A 15,845-nucleotide genomic window follows, 5' to 3' on the forward strand; every position below is an offset into this window, starting at 1 on the left:
AAAGCGGAAATGGATTATTTTAAACTCTCTGAGGGAGAAGAAGTAATCATATATACAGAAGATATTCAAGTAAATGCAAGAATCATGTTTGATGAAGGACTAGATTCATGGTGCGGGGAAATCATATCTGAAGTAATAACGATCCCAAAAGAAATTGAGGAAGCTCGAGAAGATGGATTTATTAATGGAAAGTTATTTGGAAGTTGGACTGAAAGAGGTAACCTGATAAGAAAAATGAGACATCTAAAAATGGATCCAAAAAAAATAGAAGAAATAACGGGAGTTCCCCGTTTTGAAATAATCAGAAAATATTAAATGTTTAGCATTTCAAAGAAGTCAGCAACTTCACATAACACCATATATTCACGTATTGGGTTATCTGAAAACAATGCAATATTAAAAACGCTGAACTGTGAGGATATGCTTTGAAGAAATATAGAGGATTAAGAAGAAGGTATAAGCTTATAGGAAGAAAACTTGATGATTTTGTTCTTTATCTTGATGATGATTCTTGGTATAGCTTTTTCCATATACATTTAGATTGGAAAGGAATTACTGACTATAGTGCTAAAAATAGAAGGAGTCATATTAAATGGTACCTTCATTTTTTAGATAAGATCGAGATTCTTACAAAGGACAAAAGTAAACTATTTCAAACATGGATTATTCTTGATTCAGGATTTGGTTCTGCAGATGCAATATATTTTCATACGGAAAATCCACATAGTGAATTTCCAATTAAGTTTAATGACTTTGAATGGGACGCCCAGGAGAATGAGTTATTAAAAGGGCTAATTGATTGGGATAAATATGATTTGGGAAGATGTTATTATAAGAATGAATACTACAGTTATTGCATACAGAAGAAAGGGCTAGGAATATCCTTAATAAGATACGAAGATGGAAGATAATTGCAGGATACCGCACTTTGGTTGTCAGGTGTATAATCATGGAAGAAGCTCAGACAACAATTGACCCAGCCTAGGATAGAAGCTATCTAAGGCTGGGTTGTTTCGCGAATACAAGAACGTTATCAGAAATTAAATTTATATTTCGAGGGGGATAAAAGATGGATTTACGCCTAACGTTTAATGAAGATGTGTTGAATTATGATAAAATGCGACCAACATATGTAGAAGAATTGTTTCATGATGTGATTCAGTTTTCAAACTTAGATATTAGTAAAACGGCTCTTGAAATAGGTATAGGGACAGGCCAAGCCACTTTACCTTTTTTGAATACTGGATGTAAGGTTACGGCCATAGAACTTGGTGAAAATTTGGCAAAATTCTCAAATCAGAAGTTTTCAAAATTTGCTGATTTCAGTGTTATAAATCATGATTTTGAAAGTGTCGTTCTTGAAAAGAATCACTTTGATTTAATTTATTCTGCAACCGCTTTTCATTGGATACCTGAAGAAGTAGGATATACAAAAGTCTATCAACTTTTGAGAAGTGGTGGAGTATTGGCACTATTTTGGAATCGTCCGTTTCCAGCCAAAGAAAATGACCTTCATATAGCCATGCAAAAAATCTACGACAAATATAGACCATCATCTAAAAAACCACCAGTAGCATACAGCGAAGAACACTGTTTGGAAATGGTCAATACAATTAAACACTACGGTTTTATTGACGTGAATTATAAGCTATATCATGAAACAAGAACATTTGATGCTCAAAACTACGTTTCACTTCTTAGAACTTATTCAGACCATAGGGTATTACAGGAAGATAAACGAATACTTTTTGAAGCAGAATTGATAGAAACAATTAACTATTACGGTGGACAGATTAATTTGAACGATACTATTGATTTATATTTAGCAAGAAAGCCTTAGCCCCTTAGGCATTTCAGGGAAGCTGGGTCAGTGCAAAACTAAAAAAGCAAATTGGGAGATAGTTCTATGATGATAATTGAAAAGGCATTAAAGGCTGATGCTAGAAAACTGGCTGAAATTCAGAAGGCAAGTTTCGATGAAGAATCTAAGCAATTTAATAATAGTGAAATAGGCGGACCTCCTGGATATGATTCCACGGTCTGGCAAGAGGATATGATGGTATACGGGGACTACTATAAAGTTCTCAAAGATGGAGAAATCATTGGAGGGGCAATAATTCTCTTGGGAACTAACGGAGTTCTTAATTTAGGAAGGATTTTTATAGATCCGAAATATCAGAATCAGGGGATTGGAATGAAAGTAATGAAAGAGATAGAAATCATTTATTTAGACAACCCTAAATGGTGGTTAGACACACCAAAATGGAGTGTGAGAAATCACCATTTTTATACTAAATGCGGGTTTATTAAAGTCAGGGAAGAAGAGGATATGTATATTTTTGAGAAATCATAAATGGCTATAAAGGACGTGATCGACATGCTTGCTTATTTAAGCAAACATGCTCAAAAAGCTTATAAAGAAATTCTGCATATTATAGAACAACCAGACTTTCTTTTCTCAAATGACAGAGCTCTAACATCTTTAGAAGCGCAAACTAACTATAGATATATTCACGGCTTTACTCGTTTATTAAGGAAAGGGACTATAAGTTTAGATGATGTCACGCAATCATTCATCTTTTTAGAAGGTAAGGTAGAGGAATACTTAAAAAATATATATAAGAATAAAGATTTCGAATTCATCATTTATGGGGACATTGGAATCCCTGGATTTACATTAACAGTGACGTCTTTTTATGAGAATCAAGATGATGAAGAACGTTATGAGTTAAATGATCTGGTGAAATGGTTTGCTGAGAACGCATTATATAATGGATTACAAATCAAAGAGGGAATAACGGAAGAAGATACTGATGAAAGTAGTGAAGTTATATTCAAAAGATATTTTTCAAAGGTTATTGAGACTTAGATGCCGGTATACATCACATAAATAAGAAAATCTCAGATATTGGTGGTTTAACGAGAAAGTTACCCGGATTGTGAAGGTTGGTAACGTAATAACAGCTGGCGAAGTAGCAACACCCATTGATTTAGGCCTTTTTGTAATTAAATGGTTTACTGGAACGGAAGCGGCCAATGTTGTGAAGAAGCAGCTTGATTATCTATATACACTTCAGTTGGAATAGTGGAATTGTAAGGCAATTCAAGTAGGGAGTACATCCTAAAAGATCGTATTTATATATTGGGACTATTGCCCTTCGGTCGTAAAATGTATAATCATGGAAGAGAACCCGAACAACAAACGCCCAACCTTAGATAAGAGCTATCTAAGGTTGGGGCGTTTCATGTATACAAGATAAGTGGAGGGAAGTATGGTATGCGAAATTTCTTTCGGATTTTTATGGTTTCTATTCTTTTTGTGATTTGCGGATGCTCAACACAGGAAAAAGTAAATTTAGAAGACAGTATGAAAGCCGTTATCGAATACAAGCAGTATGAAGTAGGGTCAGAACAACCCGATGAGGTAAAGCAATGGTTAGATAATGTCCGTTCTACCGGGGGAGAAGGCCGATACTTTATACTTCAAGATCACGATAAAGGCGAAGACTATGTGTATTCGTATGTATACCGAAAGGGTTCTTCCGATTATGAGGTTTCATTTATTTACGACCCAAGTGATGAAAGTAACAAAGGGAAAATTTATGTAACCGGAATAAACAATGATCCATCAAATGAAAAAATAGTAAAGATTAAATCAATAAAAAATGACATTTCTACACTCTTCATTTTATCGGATGAAAGTTTGAACAATAAATTGATAAATAAGTTTTGAAGTATTTCCATGAAGACAGGGCAACGAATAAAGCCATACTTGACAGCGAGGAATACGCCCTCGATCCGCCAGATACGATACGATGCTGTAACATAGTTGTCATTTTTCAAGGTCAATGTGAATGTTCTTCACCTTGACGGTACAAAAAAATGATCACTATACTCGAGCTAGCTAGTGTATGCTCGCTACTTGGAACGGAGAGGGCGGCTACTGCAAATATAATATGTACGTAAGGGAAGTGAAAAAATGAAAGGGGTTTCAAACATTTAGGAGGGGTGGGCTCCTTATGAACATCAGTTCACAGGTTTATGTATGTGACTTATCATTACAAAGACGGAGCATGATGAGAATGAACGGTTGTATTATGAAGCTCTGTCATGGATTGAGAATTCGGATTTTTTTGAGCTGGACCAAAGAGCGAATCACTATGCCATGGGACATATCATCACGCCGCCAGAAGTGATTAAGGCAACAGGATATGCTCAGATGGAAAGCTATATCCCTGTTTGATTGCATTAACAGGTCAATCTGAATTTGAATATTATTATATAATCATGTTGCTTTTGAATCTCATACCGTATTCACGCTACGTGACTATCACCCCTTGGTTGATAGATGTATAATATGGAAGAAGCTCAGACAACAAATGACCCAGCCTAGGATAGAAGCTATCTAAGGTTGGGTTGTTTCGTGAATATACGACATAATTGAGGATGAAGGAGGCGTTTACATGGGGATGTCAGAATATTATAAAAACCTTCGAGAGAAAATTGGAAATCAACTTATCTTAATGCCGTGTGTAGCTGGCATTATTAGAAATGAACAAGGTGAGATCCTTTTCGGAAGAAAACACAATGAAGAGAACTGGGGCTTAATTGCTGGCGCAATTGAGCTTGGAGAGACTCCTGCTCAAGCTATGGTCAGAGAAGCATCAGAAGAGACAGGGCTTGATATTGAACCGGAGCGAATCATAGGAGTATATGGCGGGGAAGAACAAAGATTTACTTATGGTAACGGTCACCAAGTCGAATACTTAGCTATTGTATTTGAATGCAGGATTAAGGATGGACAGTTAAACTCAGATAATGAAGAGATGAAGGAACTCAAGTTCTTTCCCGAAGACCAAATACCACTGATCGCAAACAAGTACCCAGATTACATATTCAGTTCAAGTCAAGAAGAAAGAGCGCATTTTGTAAGGTGATTTGGCGAAGTCCCCCAGCACAGAGTTATAATAAAGAAAGAAATCAAATTAGAGAAAGATTTAAAAGAAAGGATGGTTGATGATTTTTCGCCTAACTCATTTTAAGAAGCAAAGCATATGTTATTTGAGCACCATCAATTTGCATTCCCGGAAGGCGAATCGAGTGAGCTTTGAGAATAGATACTCGGTTAACCTTATCGCGGCCCTCTCCTGGCAAAGCCTTTAATCGGTGGGACGTCGTGAACACAGTAACGTTATATGCGATCACTCATTAAACAAAAAAATGGTTCCTGGCGAAACCAAAGGGGTGGGTGGCCATGAATTCGGATTGGAAACGGGCGGAGGAGGCATTAAGGCTTGTCGTACTGGAAGGTCATGAAAACAATAAGCCAGTTTCCGTTATTCGGTTTCCGGAAAATTTGCGCTGCATCGGCGTCGGTACGGATGCTGCCGTTTTTTATGATCCGGCCGCGCCTGATTACGCTTATAAAGTGTATGCCGCTCAGGCTTTAGAAAAAAAGGATGTCGAGGCAGGGATTTATGATCGGTTAAAAGGGTCGCATTATTTTCCGCAATGTTATGGTGTTGGTCCTAACTATTTGGTTTTAAGTTTAGAACAAGGTATGACGTTGTACGACTGTCTTCTGCACGGTGTGCCGGTTCCCGAGCAAGCCATCCAGGACGTGGAGGAAGCCCGGCGGTTCGTGCGAAGTCAATGGCTGAACCCAAGGGATATTCATCTTAAGAATGTTCTCCTGCAAGAGGGAAGGGGAAAGGTCCTTGATGTTTCGGAATATATCAAAGAGGGCAACGACAACAGGTGGGAGCACCTGGTCTGGGCGTATCAGCACGTTTATCCGCTCATTAGCGGGGTAAAGGTTCCATTATGGATGCTGGAAACTGTAACCAACTGGTATAACCGGATCGATACGGCCGCCTTCAGCATTGAAGAGTTCGCTAAGCGAGTGAGTGGGTTATTCTTTGGTGAGCGCAAATAAAACAGGGTTTATAAACGAAGTAAACTCAGGGAGGATTAGTATGAGTAAGTATGGGCAAGCAGCAGTAAAAGCAGCGGAGCTACTTAATCGAGGAGTGACTAATTCACCGGCTAAGGCTTGGGATATAGCAACATCCGAATTGTTTGGTGCAGGAACTTGGGGACAGAAGAAGGGGTGTCCAAAGAATGCTTTTCTAGGTTTATGTGAAGAAGGCTACATCAAGGGGGTTTCTAAAGCTCTTTATAATACAAAAAGAAACTCCAAAAACAAAAATTATGCAATCAAGGCGACAGAGTTAATAAAGGCCCAACCGGATCTATTAGAAGATCTTAAAGAACTATGGAATAAGGCCACAAATGGCAGGGGAATGTCACATAATCACCAAATGGATGTTGTGAAAGCACTTTATATGAAGAAATACATAAATGAACCCTGATGATTCTGCTGATTGAATTATTTAATAATTGGGAAATGCAATGAAGGCAACAGGAGGAATAGGCATTGGTTCGTGGTTATTAGCGGGAATATTCTCGGGAGCTATAATAGTATTGAATCAACTGAAGATAAGAGGGTTAGGAACAAGTATTCAATAACATGGGGATGTCAGAATATTAGTAAAATCTTCGAGAGAAGATCGGAAACCAACTTATCTTATCTTTATGCCGTGTGTAGTCGGCATTATTACAAATAGATATCATTAATGCTCCGTAACTCCCGTTGAGTTTTGGGGCATTTTTTATTTTAGGAGTGATGGCGCCAGTATCTAATAGTGTCATATTCACGCTGCGGGGTTATCTCGAAATATAGTGGTGTCCTTTGCCACGGGTTAAGTTCAGGGTTATGGGCCCACCATGCACCAAATAGATGAACCAATTATCTTGGTTATGACAATATGTAGATGAATGGCCATTTGGGAAGGAGAAGGTAATTGGATACTGATGAGTTGATCGAGCTCGTGAGGCTGCACGGCAAGTCGATTTACGGTTTTTGCTACAAGTTGACGGGAAACAAAGAGGATACAGACGATTTGTATCAGGAAACTTTTCTTAAGGCCGTGAAGCTGCGGCCCAAGATGGATGCGTCCCGTAATCCCAAAGCTTTTCTCATATCGATTGCAATTCGGCTGCACGATCGCCGGGCATTTGGGCGATCGGCTGTTAGCGGATGCGTTTGAAAGCAAAGAGGCTATTTCAATCAACCAATCCAAAGCTTCCGGAGACTATTATTTTACGTTGCACGGCCTCGTTTCGGGAGCAGGGCTTAGTGAATTCAGACATTCTTCGGAGGACATTTCCCCTGACAGGACCTATGCGGTTGTATCTATAACCTGTAAGACTACTTGCACCCCAAACAGACTTATCATATGTATCACCCTATACGAAATACTCTTATCTAGATGATGCAAAACAGGCAGTAGAATTAAACAAGAAATTAGGTTGGGCAGATAAATCAAATCAGGCTGAGGCTATCGTTGCGTTTCTCGAGGAAGCTTTGGGAGCCGATTCATCAGATAACCCGTCTAAATCCCCTGCTACTATGGGACAAACAGTGACTGTTGATGCTACATTAAGCTCCAACAATAAAAAATCAATAGGCATCACGGTGGAAAAAGTTTTAAGAGGGGATCAGGCATGGAGAAAGGTTGCCGAAGCAAGATACTACAATTCCCGTCCGACTGATGGTAATGAATATATTGTAGTATTGGTTCGGATTGATTTGGATCACGATTCCCAAAATTATATTCCGTCAGAAGATGATTTCAATTTGGTCAATGCTGAAGGAGACAGATATTTACGACCGATATTATACTCAAGTCCTTTGCCGCATTTCGATATTTTTATAGATAATAAAAAAGATACTTCCAGTTGGCTTGTGTACACTGTACCTAAAAATGTAGCAACGGATAAATTGTTTTTAGCCTATAAAGGAAAAGATTCGAAGAATCTGGCCTATTTCCAACTGCAGGTTACTCCTGAAAGCGAAAAAACAGTAGATCTCAGTCACCTGCAACTTCCTTCAAATATTAGCTCTATGCCGGATGAAACTGAACTGAGCATGCTTTTGGAACAAAATTTCAGTAGATTGTACAATACATTTCAAGGCGATATGACTTTCGAATTTAAAATTATACGCAATGAGAAAACTATATTTCCCTATGATTATAGGGTCCACACATTATTTGATTATTCAAAATATGTTGATTTAAAGCAGGGGAACTCAATTACTGAGGAACAGCGAGCATTAATCTTTCAGCAGCTGAAAGATCATCAGGAAAAAATAGGAATGACCTTGACTGCACTCTATCCTGGCGTTAAGTTTACTGGGTCTTATTACGATTCATGGTATAAGTATCCTTATCTAAAGGTAGGTCATGAATCGTTCAATCTAAATGAATGGAGCAATTATGATGAGTCGTCTGTAGACACGAATTCTTACCAGACGGTAAAACCTTCATTTTTCAGATGGAAAAATTAATAACTTAACGAGTTCATGCTGCGAAGAAGGTATAAGCTTATAGAAAGAAAACCTGAAATAAACGAAAGTGTAGAACTTCGGTTCTGCACTTTTTTATTTTTTCGTCCTCGCTGCATATGATCTGCATTTGATCTTGACACCCAGTCCAGTCCGTATACTTGTCTTTGAACAGGCGGAGCATATCTCTTCCCGAACCCCTACTCTCAGTTAGGCATATGCTGAGGCAAAACTAATAAAAGTCTCGAATTGAGGATTTATATGAGATATGGAAGACGATTGACTTCAGAGGATCTTTTCAACTTGAGGGCCGTGAATGATCCGCAAATCTCGCCGGACAGTTCGAGAATTGCCCACGTTGGTCTCCCGATGGACAGTTGATTTCTTTCATCTCCAGCCGCTCGGGTTCGCGGCAACTATGGATCATGCACAACACCGGAGAAGCGCCGGAGTTGTTTTCCTATTTAGGAAACGTTGCCGGTGTGCCGGCATGGAGTCCTGATGGCCAAACAATCGCCTGTATCATTCGTCTAAGCGCGGGTGACAAGGAAAAAGAGGAGGAGCAAGCGCTTAATCCACGAGAACGATTTTCCCATAATGTATTGGTCGTAGACCAACTTCGGATAGCGTAGGATTTCTCGTCAATAAGAACTGTCATTTGTTCACTGTTCAAGTCATGGGTCCAGAGAGAGGCGTATTTAAGCAATTGACTTTTGGCAACTATAATTTTTCTTCCCCGGCGTGGTCTCCTGACGGTCGTTTTATAGCGGTAGCCGGCAACCGAATCTCGGAAAGGACTGAATTGGATTTAGTCAATGATATTTGGGTTATCCCATCCAGGGAGGGGTTGCACGCCGTCTAACTCGAAGTGCAGGGCCCGCCAATTATCCGTCGTGGTCGCCGGATGGGAGGTTCATTGCCTATATAGGTCATGACCGAAAATCGGGATATTATACCAACCGGGGGATATGGATTATTCCGTTGGTAGGGGGAGAGCCCAGGGAACTTACCGAAGGGTTCAAGTATCCGGTTGGCGACTATGCGATTAAAGATTTCCTCGGGCTTAAGCAGCCAGGCGTAACACCTCACTGGTCCCTGGACGGGAAATCGATCTTAATGAATGTCAGTGCAAATGGGGCGGTTCACCTCTGGCGTTTTTCCGTTCCGGATGGGCAGGGGAAACAACTCACACACGGTGAACTGGTTATCTATAACCTTAGTTTCAGTTTAGGCGCCCGCAGGGCAGCCATGGCGCAGTTGCCGGGTGATCACATCGGCAACGGTTTGAATTTCGGTTCCTTCCGGTAATTGATTTGCTGGGGCAACTTCCGTAAATATACTCACTTTGCTTACAGCTCCTTAACTTTTTTTAGTATGGATGCGAAGCCTGTTTATTATGAACAAGTTTGGATGGATTTTCTGGAGATCGAACACGCGTAAAATATTGAAGTTTGATGGACCACTGCACGTACAGTGCCCATCTTTCTTTTCAACGAAGTGCTTGAATTTTCCCACAATCTCGAATCATAATAGGATATTCCTAAGATAAACAAGGGGAAGTGAAAAAATGAACAAGATCCTGCTGCTTGAAGATGATTTAAGCCTGATTGACGGACTTTCGTATTCACTAAACAAGCAGGGGTTTCATTTGGATATTGCCCGGACGATAAGGGAGGCGGAGGTTCTTTTTGCGGACGGAACTTATGATTTGCTGATATTGGATGTGTCCTTGCCGGACGGTTCCGGCTTTGAGGTTTGCCGGAAGGTCCGGCAGGTTTCGAAGGTCCCGATTGTCTTTCTAACGGCTTCTGACGAGGAAGTGAACATGGTTATGGGGCTGGATATGGGTGGCGACGATTATATCACCAAGCCGTTTAAATTGGGCGTGCTTGTGTCCAGAATCAATGCTGTGCTGCGGAGGGCGAAGGATTTTGCAGCGGCGGATGCGGAAATAGCGTCGAATGGCATCAAGGTATTGCTGCTGCAGGGACAAGCTTATAAGGACGAGATGCTACTACCGTTGACGGCTGCGGAGTATAAGCTGCTTTGCTTGCTTATGAGTCACCCGAATCAAATTCTTTCCAAAGAAATGATCCTGGACAAGCTGTGGGATGGGCATGGCAACTATGTCGATGACAACACTCTGGCGGTTTATATTCGCAGACTGCGGATGAAGATCGAGGAGGACCCCAATCATCCGCAAATCCTGTTGACGGTCAGAGGTATGGGATATAAGTGGAAGGTGACGAATTGAGGTGGGACGATGCGCATTTTTACCAATCAAGATATTAGAAAGCTGTTTATTTCATTAGTCTGTATCTTGTTTTCGTTTATGGGATTATCTCAGTTTTTGATATGGTCGTCTAATGGCTTTCTTCATCTGGGCCTTTTCTTCCTCTCGCTTCTGATCGCTGCAGCTGTATTGGCTAGTTGTTTCTTGTATTTTAGAAGACAGGATCGCGCGATAGAGGATGCCATCTCTCAAATCTCCCGTTTCCTAACGGGCCATACCCATGCGCGGATCGAATGTGACAGCGAAGGAAGCCTGTATAAGTTGTTTCACGCGGTGAACACGTTGGCTACGACGCTGGATGCGCATGCCACCAAGGAGCAGAAAACGAAAGAGTTTCTGAAAGACACGCTCTCGGATATTTCCCACCAGTTGAAAACGCCCCTTGCCGCGCTCAATATCTACAACGGGCTTTTGCAGGACAAAAGCGAGGATCCGGCCACCATACACGAATTTGCAGTCAAGTCGGAACGGGAAATCGACCGGATTGAAACACTGGTCCAAAGCCTTTTGAAGATTACAAAATGGGATGCAGGTTCGATCATGATTGAGAGGCTTCCCGAAAATATCGCCGATATGATGAACGACCTCCGGCTGCATTTTGAAACACGCGTCAATCTGGAGCAGAAAACCATGACCCTGTCGGGGCCGCCGCATGCCGAACTGGTTTGTGACCGGGGCTGGATCTTGGAAGCCGTTAGCAATGTGGTGAAAAATGCGCTGGACCATACGGAATCAGGCGGTCATATCACCATTGAATGGAACGAGCTGCCTTCCGTTACGCAAATCACGGTCAAAGATAACGGAAGCGGCATTCACCCGGAAGATATCCACCATATTTTCAAGCGGTTTTACCGCAGCCGTTTTTCCAAAGATACGCAAGGCATCGGCCTGGGTCTTTCGCTGACCAAGGCCATTGTTGAAGCGCATGACGGCACCATCACGGTGGATAGTGCTTTAGGGAATGGCGCCGCTTTTGTGATGAGTTTTCTCAACCTTACGAAAACGTAAGACGGAATTCATGGAAGAGTAAGCCGCAGATAGTAAACTCCGTGATAGAAAGGAGTGAGCGAATTTGAATTTGTTGGAAGTGAATTCCGTATACAAAACCTATGGAACCGGAGAAACGGCCGTTAACGCCTTAAGAAATGTAAGCTTTACCGTACCCAAAGGTGAGTTTGTCGCCGTTGTTGGGGAGTCTGGCTCAGGAAAGAGTACACTTTTGAATATGATCGGGGCTCTGGATACGCCTACATCCGGCAAGGTATGGATCGACGGGAACGATATTTTTCGCATGGAGGACGAAAAACTGACCATTTTCCGCCGCAGGAATATCGGCTTTATCTTTCAGGCGTTTAACCTGATCCCGGAACTGAATGTGGAGCAGAATATCACCTTTCCCTTGCTGCTCGATTATAAAAAACCGGATCAAGCGTATGTGGAAGAAATCCTGGCCGTTCTGTCCTTGACGGACCGGCGCAAGCATTTGCCCCGCCAGTTATCCGGCGGTCAGCAGCAACGCGTGGCGATCGGCCGCGCCTTGATTACCCGCCCCATGCTGATTCTGGCGGATGAACCTACCGGCAACTTGGATAGCCAAAACAGCAATGAGGTGATTTCCCTGCTAAAAACGGCATCCAAACGCTATCAGCAGACGATTATCATGATTACGCATAACCGGAGCATGGCTTCGACGGCGGATCGGGTGCTGCAAGTGTCGGACGGCGTGCTTACCCATTTAGGGGTGTACGACGAATGAAAAGTTATCTGGGGTTGGTTGTGGAATACGCCAAAGTCCATAGCAAGAAAAACCGGCTCACCGTGGTTTGCATCGCCATATCGGTGATGCTGGTCGTGGCCGTGTTCGGGATGGCCGACATGAGCGTAAAAGCGCAAATCAACGAGAACATCCGGCAAAAAGGAAATTACCATGCCGTAATTACGGGGATATCGGACGGCATCGCCGGGCAAATCGCAGGCCGGAGCGATGTTAAGGTATCGGGTTGGATCGGTATGGCCGAGGATACGGTTGTACAAGGAAAAAGACTGTCTATTCTTGGCGGCGAACAGGATATCGTCGAACAAATGAATCTGGTTGTGCAAGAGGGAGCTTATCCGGTCTTCGAACGGGAGGCTTTGCTTGACAGGCTCGCCCTTGAGCAATTCGGTCTGTCCCTTGGGGATACGATAGATATTGCTTTAAATGACGGGCAAATGCGGAAATATAAGATTACCGGGACGTACAACGATTTTTCCAGTTTGAAAGGTTCCGACTCCCACGGCCTGTATCTGTCAACTAAGGGGATTCGTGCGCTTCCATCCGAAAAAAGAGAATATTATTATATCCAGTTTAAAAGCAATGTGAACATTAACCGGGCGCTATCCGAGATCAAAGCGGAGCATGACCTGACCGATAAACAGGTCTCGACAAACCTTATTCTGCTTGGCTTGATGGGACAAAGCGACGACAGTTCGATGATCGATCTCTACCTCACGGCAGGAATTCTCTTTGTCCTAATTACGATGGCCGCTACATTTATGATCGCCAGCAGTTTTAACATGAGCGTGCTGGAACGAACGCAATTTTTTGGCCTGCTGCGTTGTCTTGGCGCCACGAAAAAGCAAATCAAACGGTATATCCGTCGGGAGGGTATGCTGTATTGCCTGAAAGGGATTCCGATCGGGTTATTGGCCGGATGCGGCGTGATGTGGACGGCAGTTTTATCCCTAAATGCCTTGAATTATAAGTACTTGCCGGAAATGCCGGTGTTTCAAATCAGTTGGCCCGCTATGGCTGCCGGTACGACGGTCGGATTTTTAGTGGTCATGCTCGCCTCCAGGTCGCCGGCCAAAAAGGCAGCAAAGGTATCTCCGCAAGCGGCCGTAACCGGAAATATCAATCAGGCGAATCATCAACCCATCAATCGAGCGGCAAACACCAAATGGTTTCGCATAGACAAGGCGCTGGGGTTCCAGCACGCTTTTTCCAATAAAAAGAGTATGGTGTTGATATCGGGCTCTTTTGCGCTAAGCATCATCCTGTTTTTGTGCTTCTCGGTTTTGATTGCTTTCATGGGTCATGCTTTAAGGCCTTTGAAGCCTTACGCGCCTGATCTCTCCATTATGGGCGTGAAGGATTCCACTTTGCTTGACCGTTCCCTGATGGAAGAAACCAAGGCGCTTCCGCATATCAAAAATATCTATGGTCGGATGGTGTTCCGTGATATTCCGGCAAGTCAGAAGCAAGGCGACAATACGGCCACGTTAATTTCTTATGACGAACCGCAGTTTAAATGGGCGGCAGACAAGCTGATTTCCGGCAGTAGGGATCAGGTGCAGAACGGAAACGGAGTATTCGTCAGTTATTCGGAAGAGTTAAAATGGAAGGTAGGCGACACCATCACCCTCCATCTGCCCGGAGGAGCTTATAAGGTGCAGGTTGCCGGGATCCTCTCCGACACGCCGTTTGTGGCAGCGAAAGGCGAATGGATAATCATTTGCTCCGAAACCACCTTTACCGCGTTGACCGGGATTTCCGACTACACCATTATCGACATGCAAGTCGATGCAGATATTTCCGAGCAGGTCAGAAGCCTGATCACGCCGCAAATGCGGCTGCTTGACAAACAGCAGGCCAACCTCGAAACTCGTGCGGCTTATTACGCCATGGCGGTATTCGTTTACGGGTTTCTGATGGTGATTGCGCTGGTCGCGCTGATTAACATCCTAAATACTATAAACGCCAGCGTTTCCAGCCGCATGGCCAACTATGGCGTGATGCGTGCGGTAGGCATGTCCGGCAAGCAGTTGAAAAGGATGGTTACGGCCGAGGCTGCGGCTTATGCAATATCGGGCAGTCTAGCGGGTGGTGTTTTGGGACTGCTTCTACATCGTTTTTTCTTTGGACTGATGATTACCTCCAACTGGGGTAAGCTTTGGCAGCCGCCAATCACGGTTTTGGCGGTCACCATTTTAGCGGCAATTCTCACGACGTTTGTGGCGGTGATCTCACCGACCAAAAAAGTAAAAAAAGCGAGCATCATCAATGTGGTGAACGCGCAGTGAAATTCAGTTAAAGACTCCGCTGCTGCATTTATTCGTTTTTCCCGTTATTATATAATTGCAGCAGTTATCCGACATATAGGGAGTCAATTGGTTATGAGTTATTATCTGGAATTTCCGGAGTTCGAGGATTCAATCCCGTTCAGAACGTTCCTAAACGACGGTATGACTATCGTTTATCCCCATTGGCATAAAGAAATTGAAATCATCTATTCCCGAAAAGGCAAGGTAAACATAGGCATTGATGAAGATATCGTTCAACTGGAGGAAGGGGAAATCTTCTTCTTCCCAAGCGGAGAAGCGCATTATTTCTTGGCTTCCCCGGAAAGTGAACGTTATGTCTTTCAGTTTAACCTGAAGGTGTTTGATGAGAAAATTTTGCGGACTTCCGAAGACTCTTTGCTAAGTCTCTTTGAATCGGGGGAACCGCATAGCCGCAATTGGCCTAAGACGCTGGCTCGGAAGGCCACGGAGCTGTTGGTTCATCTTTATGGGATCGAACAGAGTAAACCCGCTGGCATGAATTATTTGACACTAGGTTATCTGTATCAATTGATTGGAGAATTCTATTTGCATTTGCCACGGCGCAAAGAAAGAAAAGTGCCGGCCAAACGATCTGCCATTCAACATAAAGAAACTTTAGATCTGCTCAATCAAGTATTTGAATATGTGGAAGATCGATACCGGGAAGTCATTGCGTTGGAGGATGTTGCCAAATTCGTGGGCTTCAGTCCTTACTATTTCACTCGTTTCTTCAAAACCAATACGGGACAAACGTTTATGCAGTTCTTGACGGAATATCGTATTAATCAAGCCAAGTTTATTTTAGCGAATGAGAAGATACCGATGGTGGAAGTTGCCGAAAAGGCCGGCTTTGCCAGCGTGAAAACCTTCCATCATGTGTTTAAGGAAACGGTAGGACAATCGCCGCTGCAGTACCGGAAGAATTTGAATAACCATTAAGAAACATGGGCTTAGACGAGGCATTCTCGTTTAAAGCCCTTTTTTTGGTTCTCTATGAAAGCGCAATATTCGGGAGTTTTTTGCGGGAAAAGCGGGAAGAAAGAGGCTGCGGATTTGGCTATA

Annotated in this window: 16 protein-coding genes; all 16 read left to right on the forward strand. The window is 42.8% G+C overall.

The window, feature by feature from the left end; translation table 11 throughout:
• Positions 1–9: 9 nt before the first annotated feature.
• Complete coding sequence (locus ACLD72_RS22375) at positions 10–315, forward strand: hypothetical protein (protein WP_155620603.1); 306 nt, start codon at positions 10–12, stop codon at positions 313–315.
• A 110-nt stretch (positions 316–425) separates the two neighbouring features.
• Positions 426–911, forward strand: a complete 486-nt coding sequence (locus ACLD72_RS22380) for a hypothetical protein (RefSeq protein WP_155620604.1) — start codon at positions 426–428, stop codon at positions 909–911.
• A gap of 158 nt (positions 912–1,069) precedes the next feature.
• The gene (locus ACLD72_RS22385) at positions 1,070–1,840 is read left to right on the forward strand and encodes a class I SAM-dependent methyltransferase (RefSeq protein WP_411002490.1); all 771 of its coding nucleotides are present in this window, start codon (positions 1,070–1,072) and stop codon (positions 1,838–1,840) included.
• Positions 1,841–1,906: 66 nt separating this feature from the next.
• Positions 1,907–2,353: a GNAT family N-acetyltransferase gene (locus tag ACLD72_RS22390; RefSeq protein WP_411002491.1), complete on the forward strand. Its 447-nt coding sequence runs from the start codon at positions 1,907–1,909 to the stop codon at positions 2,351–2,353.
• Positions 2,354–2,869 (forward strand): hypothetical protein, encoded by a 516-nt coding sequence (locus ACLD72_RS22395; RefSeq protein ID WP_458476164.1) that lies wholly within the window; start codon positions 2,354–2,356, stop codon positions 2,867–2,869.
• Between the two features lie 408 nt (positions 2,870–3,277).
• A complete protein-coding gene (locus ACLD72_RS22400; protein ID WP_411002493.1) occupies positions 3,278–3,733 on the forward strand; it encodes a hypothetical protein in 456 nt (151 codons plus the stop codon).
• Positions 3,734–4,463: 730 nt separating this feature from the next.
• Entirely contained in the window at positions 4,464–4,937 is a 474-nt protein-coding gene (locus tag ACLD72_RS22405; protein ID WP_155620605.1) for an NUDIX domain-containing protein, read from the forward strand.
• A 317-nt stretch (positions 4,938–5,254) separates the two neighbouring features.
• A complete protein-coding gene (locus ACLD72_RS22410; protein ID WP_411002495.1) occupies positions 5,255–5,935 on the forward strand; it encodes a serine/threonine protein kinase in 681 nt (226 codons plus the stop codon).
• 40 nt (positions 5,936–5,975) lie between these two features.
• Positions 5,976–6,371: a DUF6979 family protein gene (locus tag ACLD72_RS22415; protein WP_155620607.1), complete on the forward strand. Its 396-nt coding sequence runs from the start codon at positions 5,976–5,978 to the stop codon at positions 6,369–6,371.
• Between the two features lie 492 nt (positions 6,372–6,863).
• Complete coding sequence (locus ACLD72_RS22420; RefSeq protein ID WP_155620608.1) at positions 6,864–7,109, forward strand: RNA polymerase sigma factor; 246 nt, start codon at positions 6,864–6,866, stop codon at positions 7,107–7,109.
• 317 nt (positions 7,110–7,426) lie between these two features.
• Entirely contained in the window at positions 7,427–8,410 is a 984-nt protein-coding gene (locus tag ACLD72_RS22425; protein WP_411002496.1) for a hypothetical protein, read from the forward strand.
• A 1,564-nt stretch (positions 8,411–9,974) separates the two neighbouring features.
• Positions 9,975–10,661, forward strand: coding sequence for a response regulator transcription factor (locus ACLD72_RS22430; protein WP_411002498.1), 687 nt, complete (start codon positions 9,975–9,977; stop codon positions 10,659–10,661).
• Positions 10,662–10,844: 183 nt separating this feature from the next.
• Positions 10,845–11,708, forward strand: a complete 864-nt coding sequence (locus ACLD72_RS22435) for a sensor histidine kinase (RefSeq protein WP_458476165.1) — start codon at positions 10,845–10,847, stop codon at positions 11,706–11,708.
• Between the two features lie 64 nt (positions 11,709–11,772).
• A complete protein-coding gene (locus ACLD72_RS22440; RefSeq protein WP_411002500.1) occupies positions 11,773–12,456 on the forward strand; it encodes an ABC transporter ATP-binding protein in 684 nt (227 codons plus the stop codon).
• Positions 12,453–14,762, forward strand: a complete 2,310-nt coding sequence (locus ACLD72_RS22445) for an ABC transporter permease (protein WP_411002501.1) — start codon at positions 12,453–12,455, stop codon at positions 14,760–14,762. Before ACLD72_RS22440 ends, ACLD72_RS22445 begins: the two co-directional genes overlap by 4 nt.
• Positions 14,763–14,855: 93 nt before the next feature.
• Positions 14,856–15,722 (forward strand): helix-turn-helix domain-containing protein, encoded by an 867-nt coding sequence (locus ACLD72_RS22450; protein WP_411002502.1) that lies wholly within the window; start codon positions 14,856–14,858, stop codon positions 15,720–15,722.
• Positions 15,723–15,845 lie beyond the last annotated feature (123 nt).

Source organism: Paenibacillus lacisediminis (assembly GCF_046567315.2).

Bases quoted from the DNA above. Each gene is read 5' to 3' on its own strand.
- ACLD72_RS22375 (WP_155620603.1), top strand. From the start codon at position 10: ATGGATTATTTTAAACTCTCTGAGGGAGAAGAAGTAATCATATATACA.
- ACLD72_RS22430 (WP_411002498.1), top strand. From the start codon at position 9,975: ATGAACAAGATCCTGCTGCTTGAAGATGATTTAAGCCTGATTGACGGA.
- ACLD72_RS22400 (WP_411002493.1), top strand. From the start codon at position 3,278: ATGCGAAATTTCTTTCGGATTTTTATGGTTTCTATTCTTTTTGTGATT.
- ACLD72_RS22415 (WP_155620607.1), top strand. From the start codon at position 5,976: ATGAGTAAGTATGGGCAAGCAGCAGTAAAAGCAGCGGAGCTACTTAAT.
- ACLD72_RS22445 (WP_411002501.1), top strand. From the start codon at position 12,453: ATGAAAAGTTATCTGGGGTTGGTTGTGGAATACGCCAAAGTCCATAGC.
- ACLD72_RS22385 (WP_411002490.1), top strand. From the start codon at position 1,070: ATGGATTTACGCCTAACGTTTAATGAAGATGTGTTGAATTATGATAAA.
- ACLD72_RS22390 (WP_411002491.1), top strand. From the start codon at position 1,907: ATGATGATAATTGAAAAGGCATTAAAGGCTGATGCTAGAAAACTGGCT.
- ACLD72_RS22450 (WP_411002502.1), top strand. From the start codon at position 14,856: ATGAGTTATTATCTGGAATTTCCGGAGTTCGAGGATTCAATCCCGTTC.
- ACLD72_RS22410 (WP_411002495.1), top strand. From the start codon at position 5,255: ATGAATTCGGATTGGAAACGGGCGGAGGAGGCATTAAGGCTTGTCGTA.
- ACLD72_RS22395 (WP_458476164.1), top strand. From the start codon at position 2,354: ATGGCTATAAAGGACGTGATCGACATGCTTGCTTATTTAAGCAAACAT.
- ACLD72_RS22405 (WP_155620605.1), top strand. From the start codon at position 4,464: ATGGGGATGTCAGAATATTATAAAAACCTTCGAGAGAAAATTGGAAAT.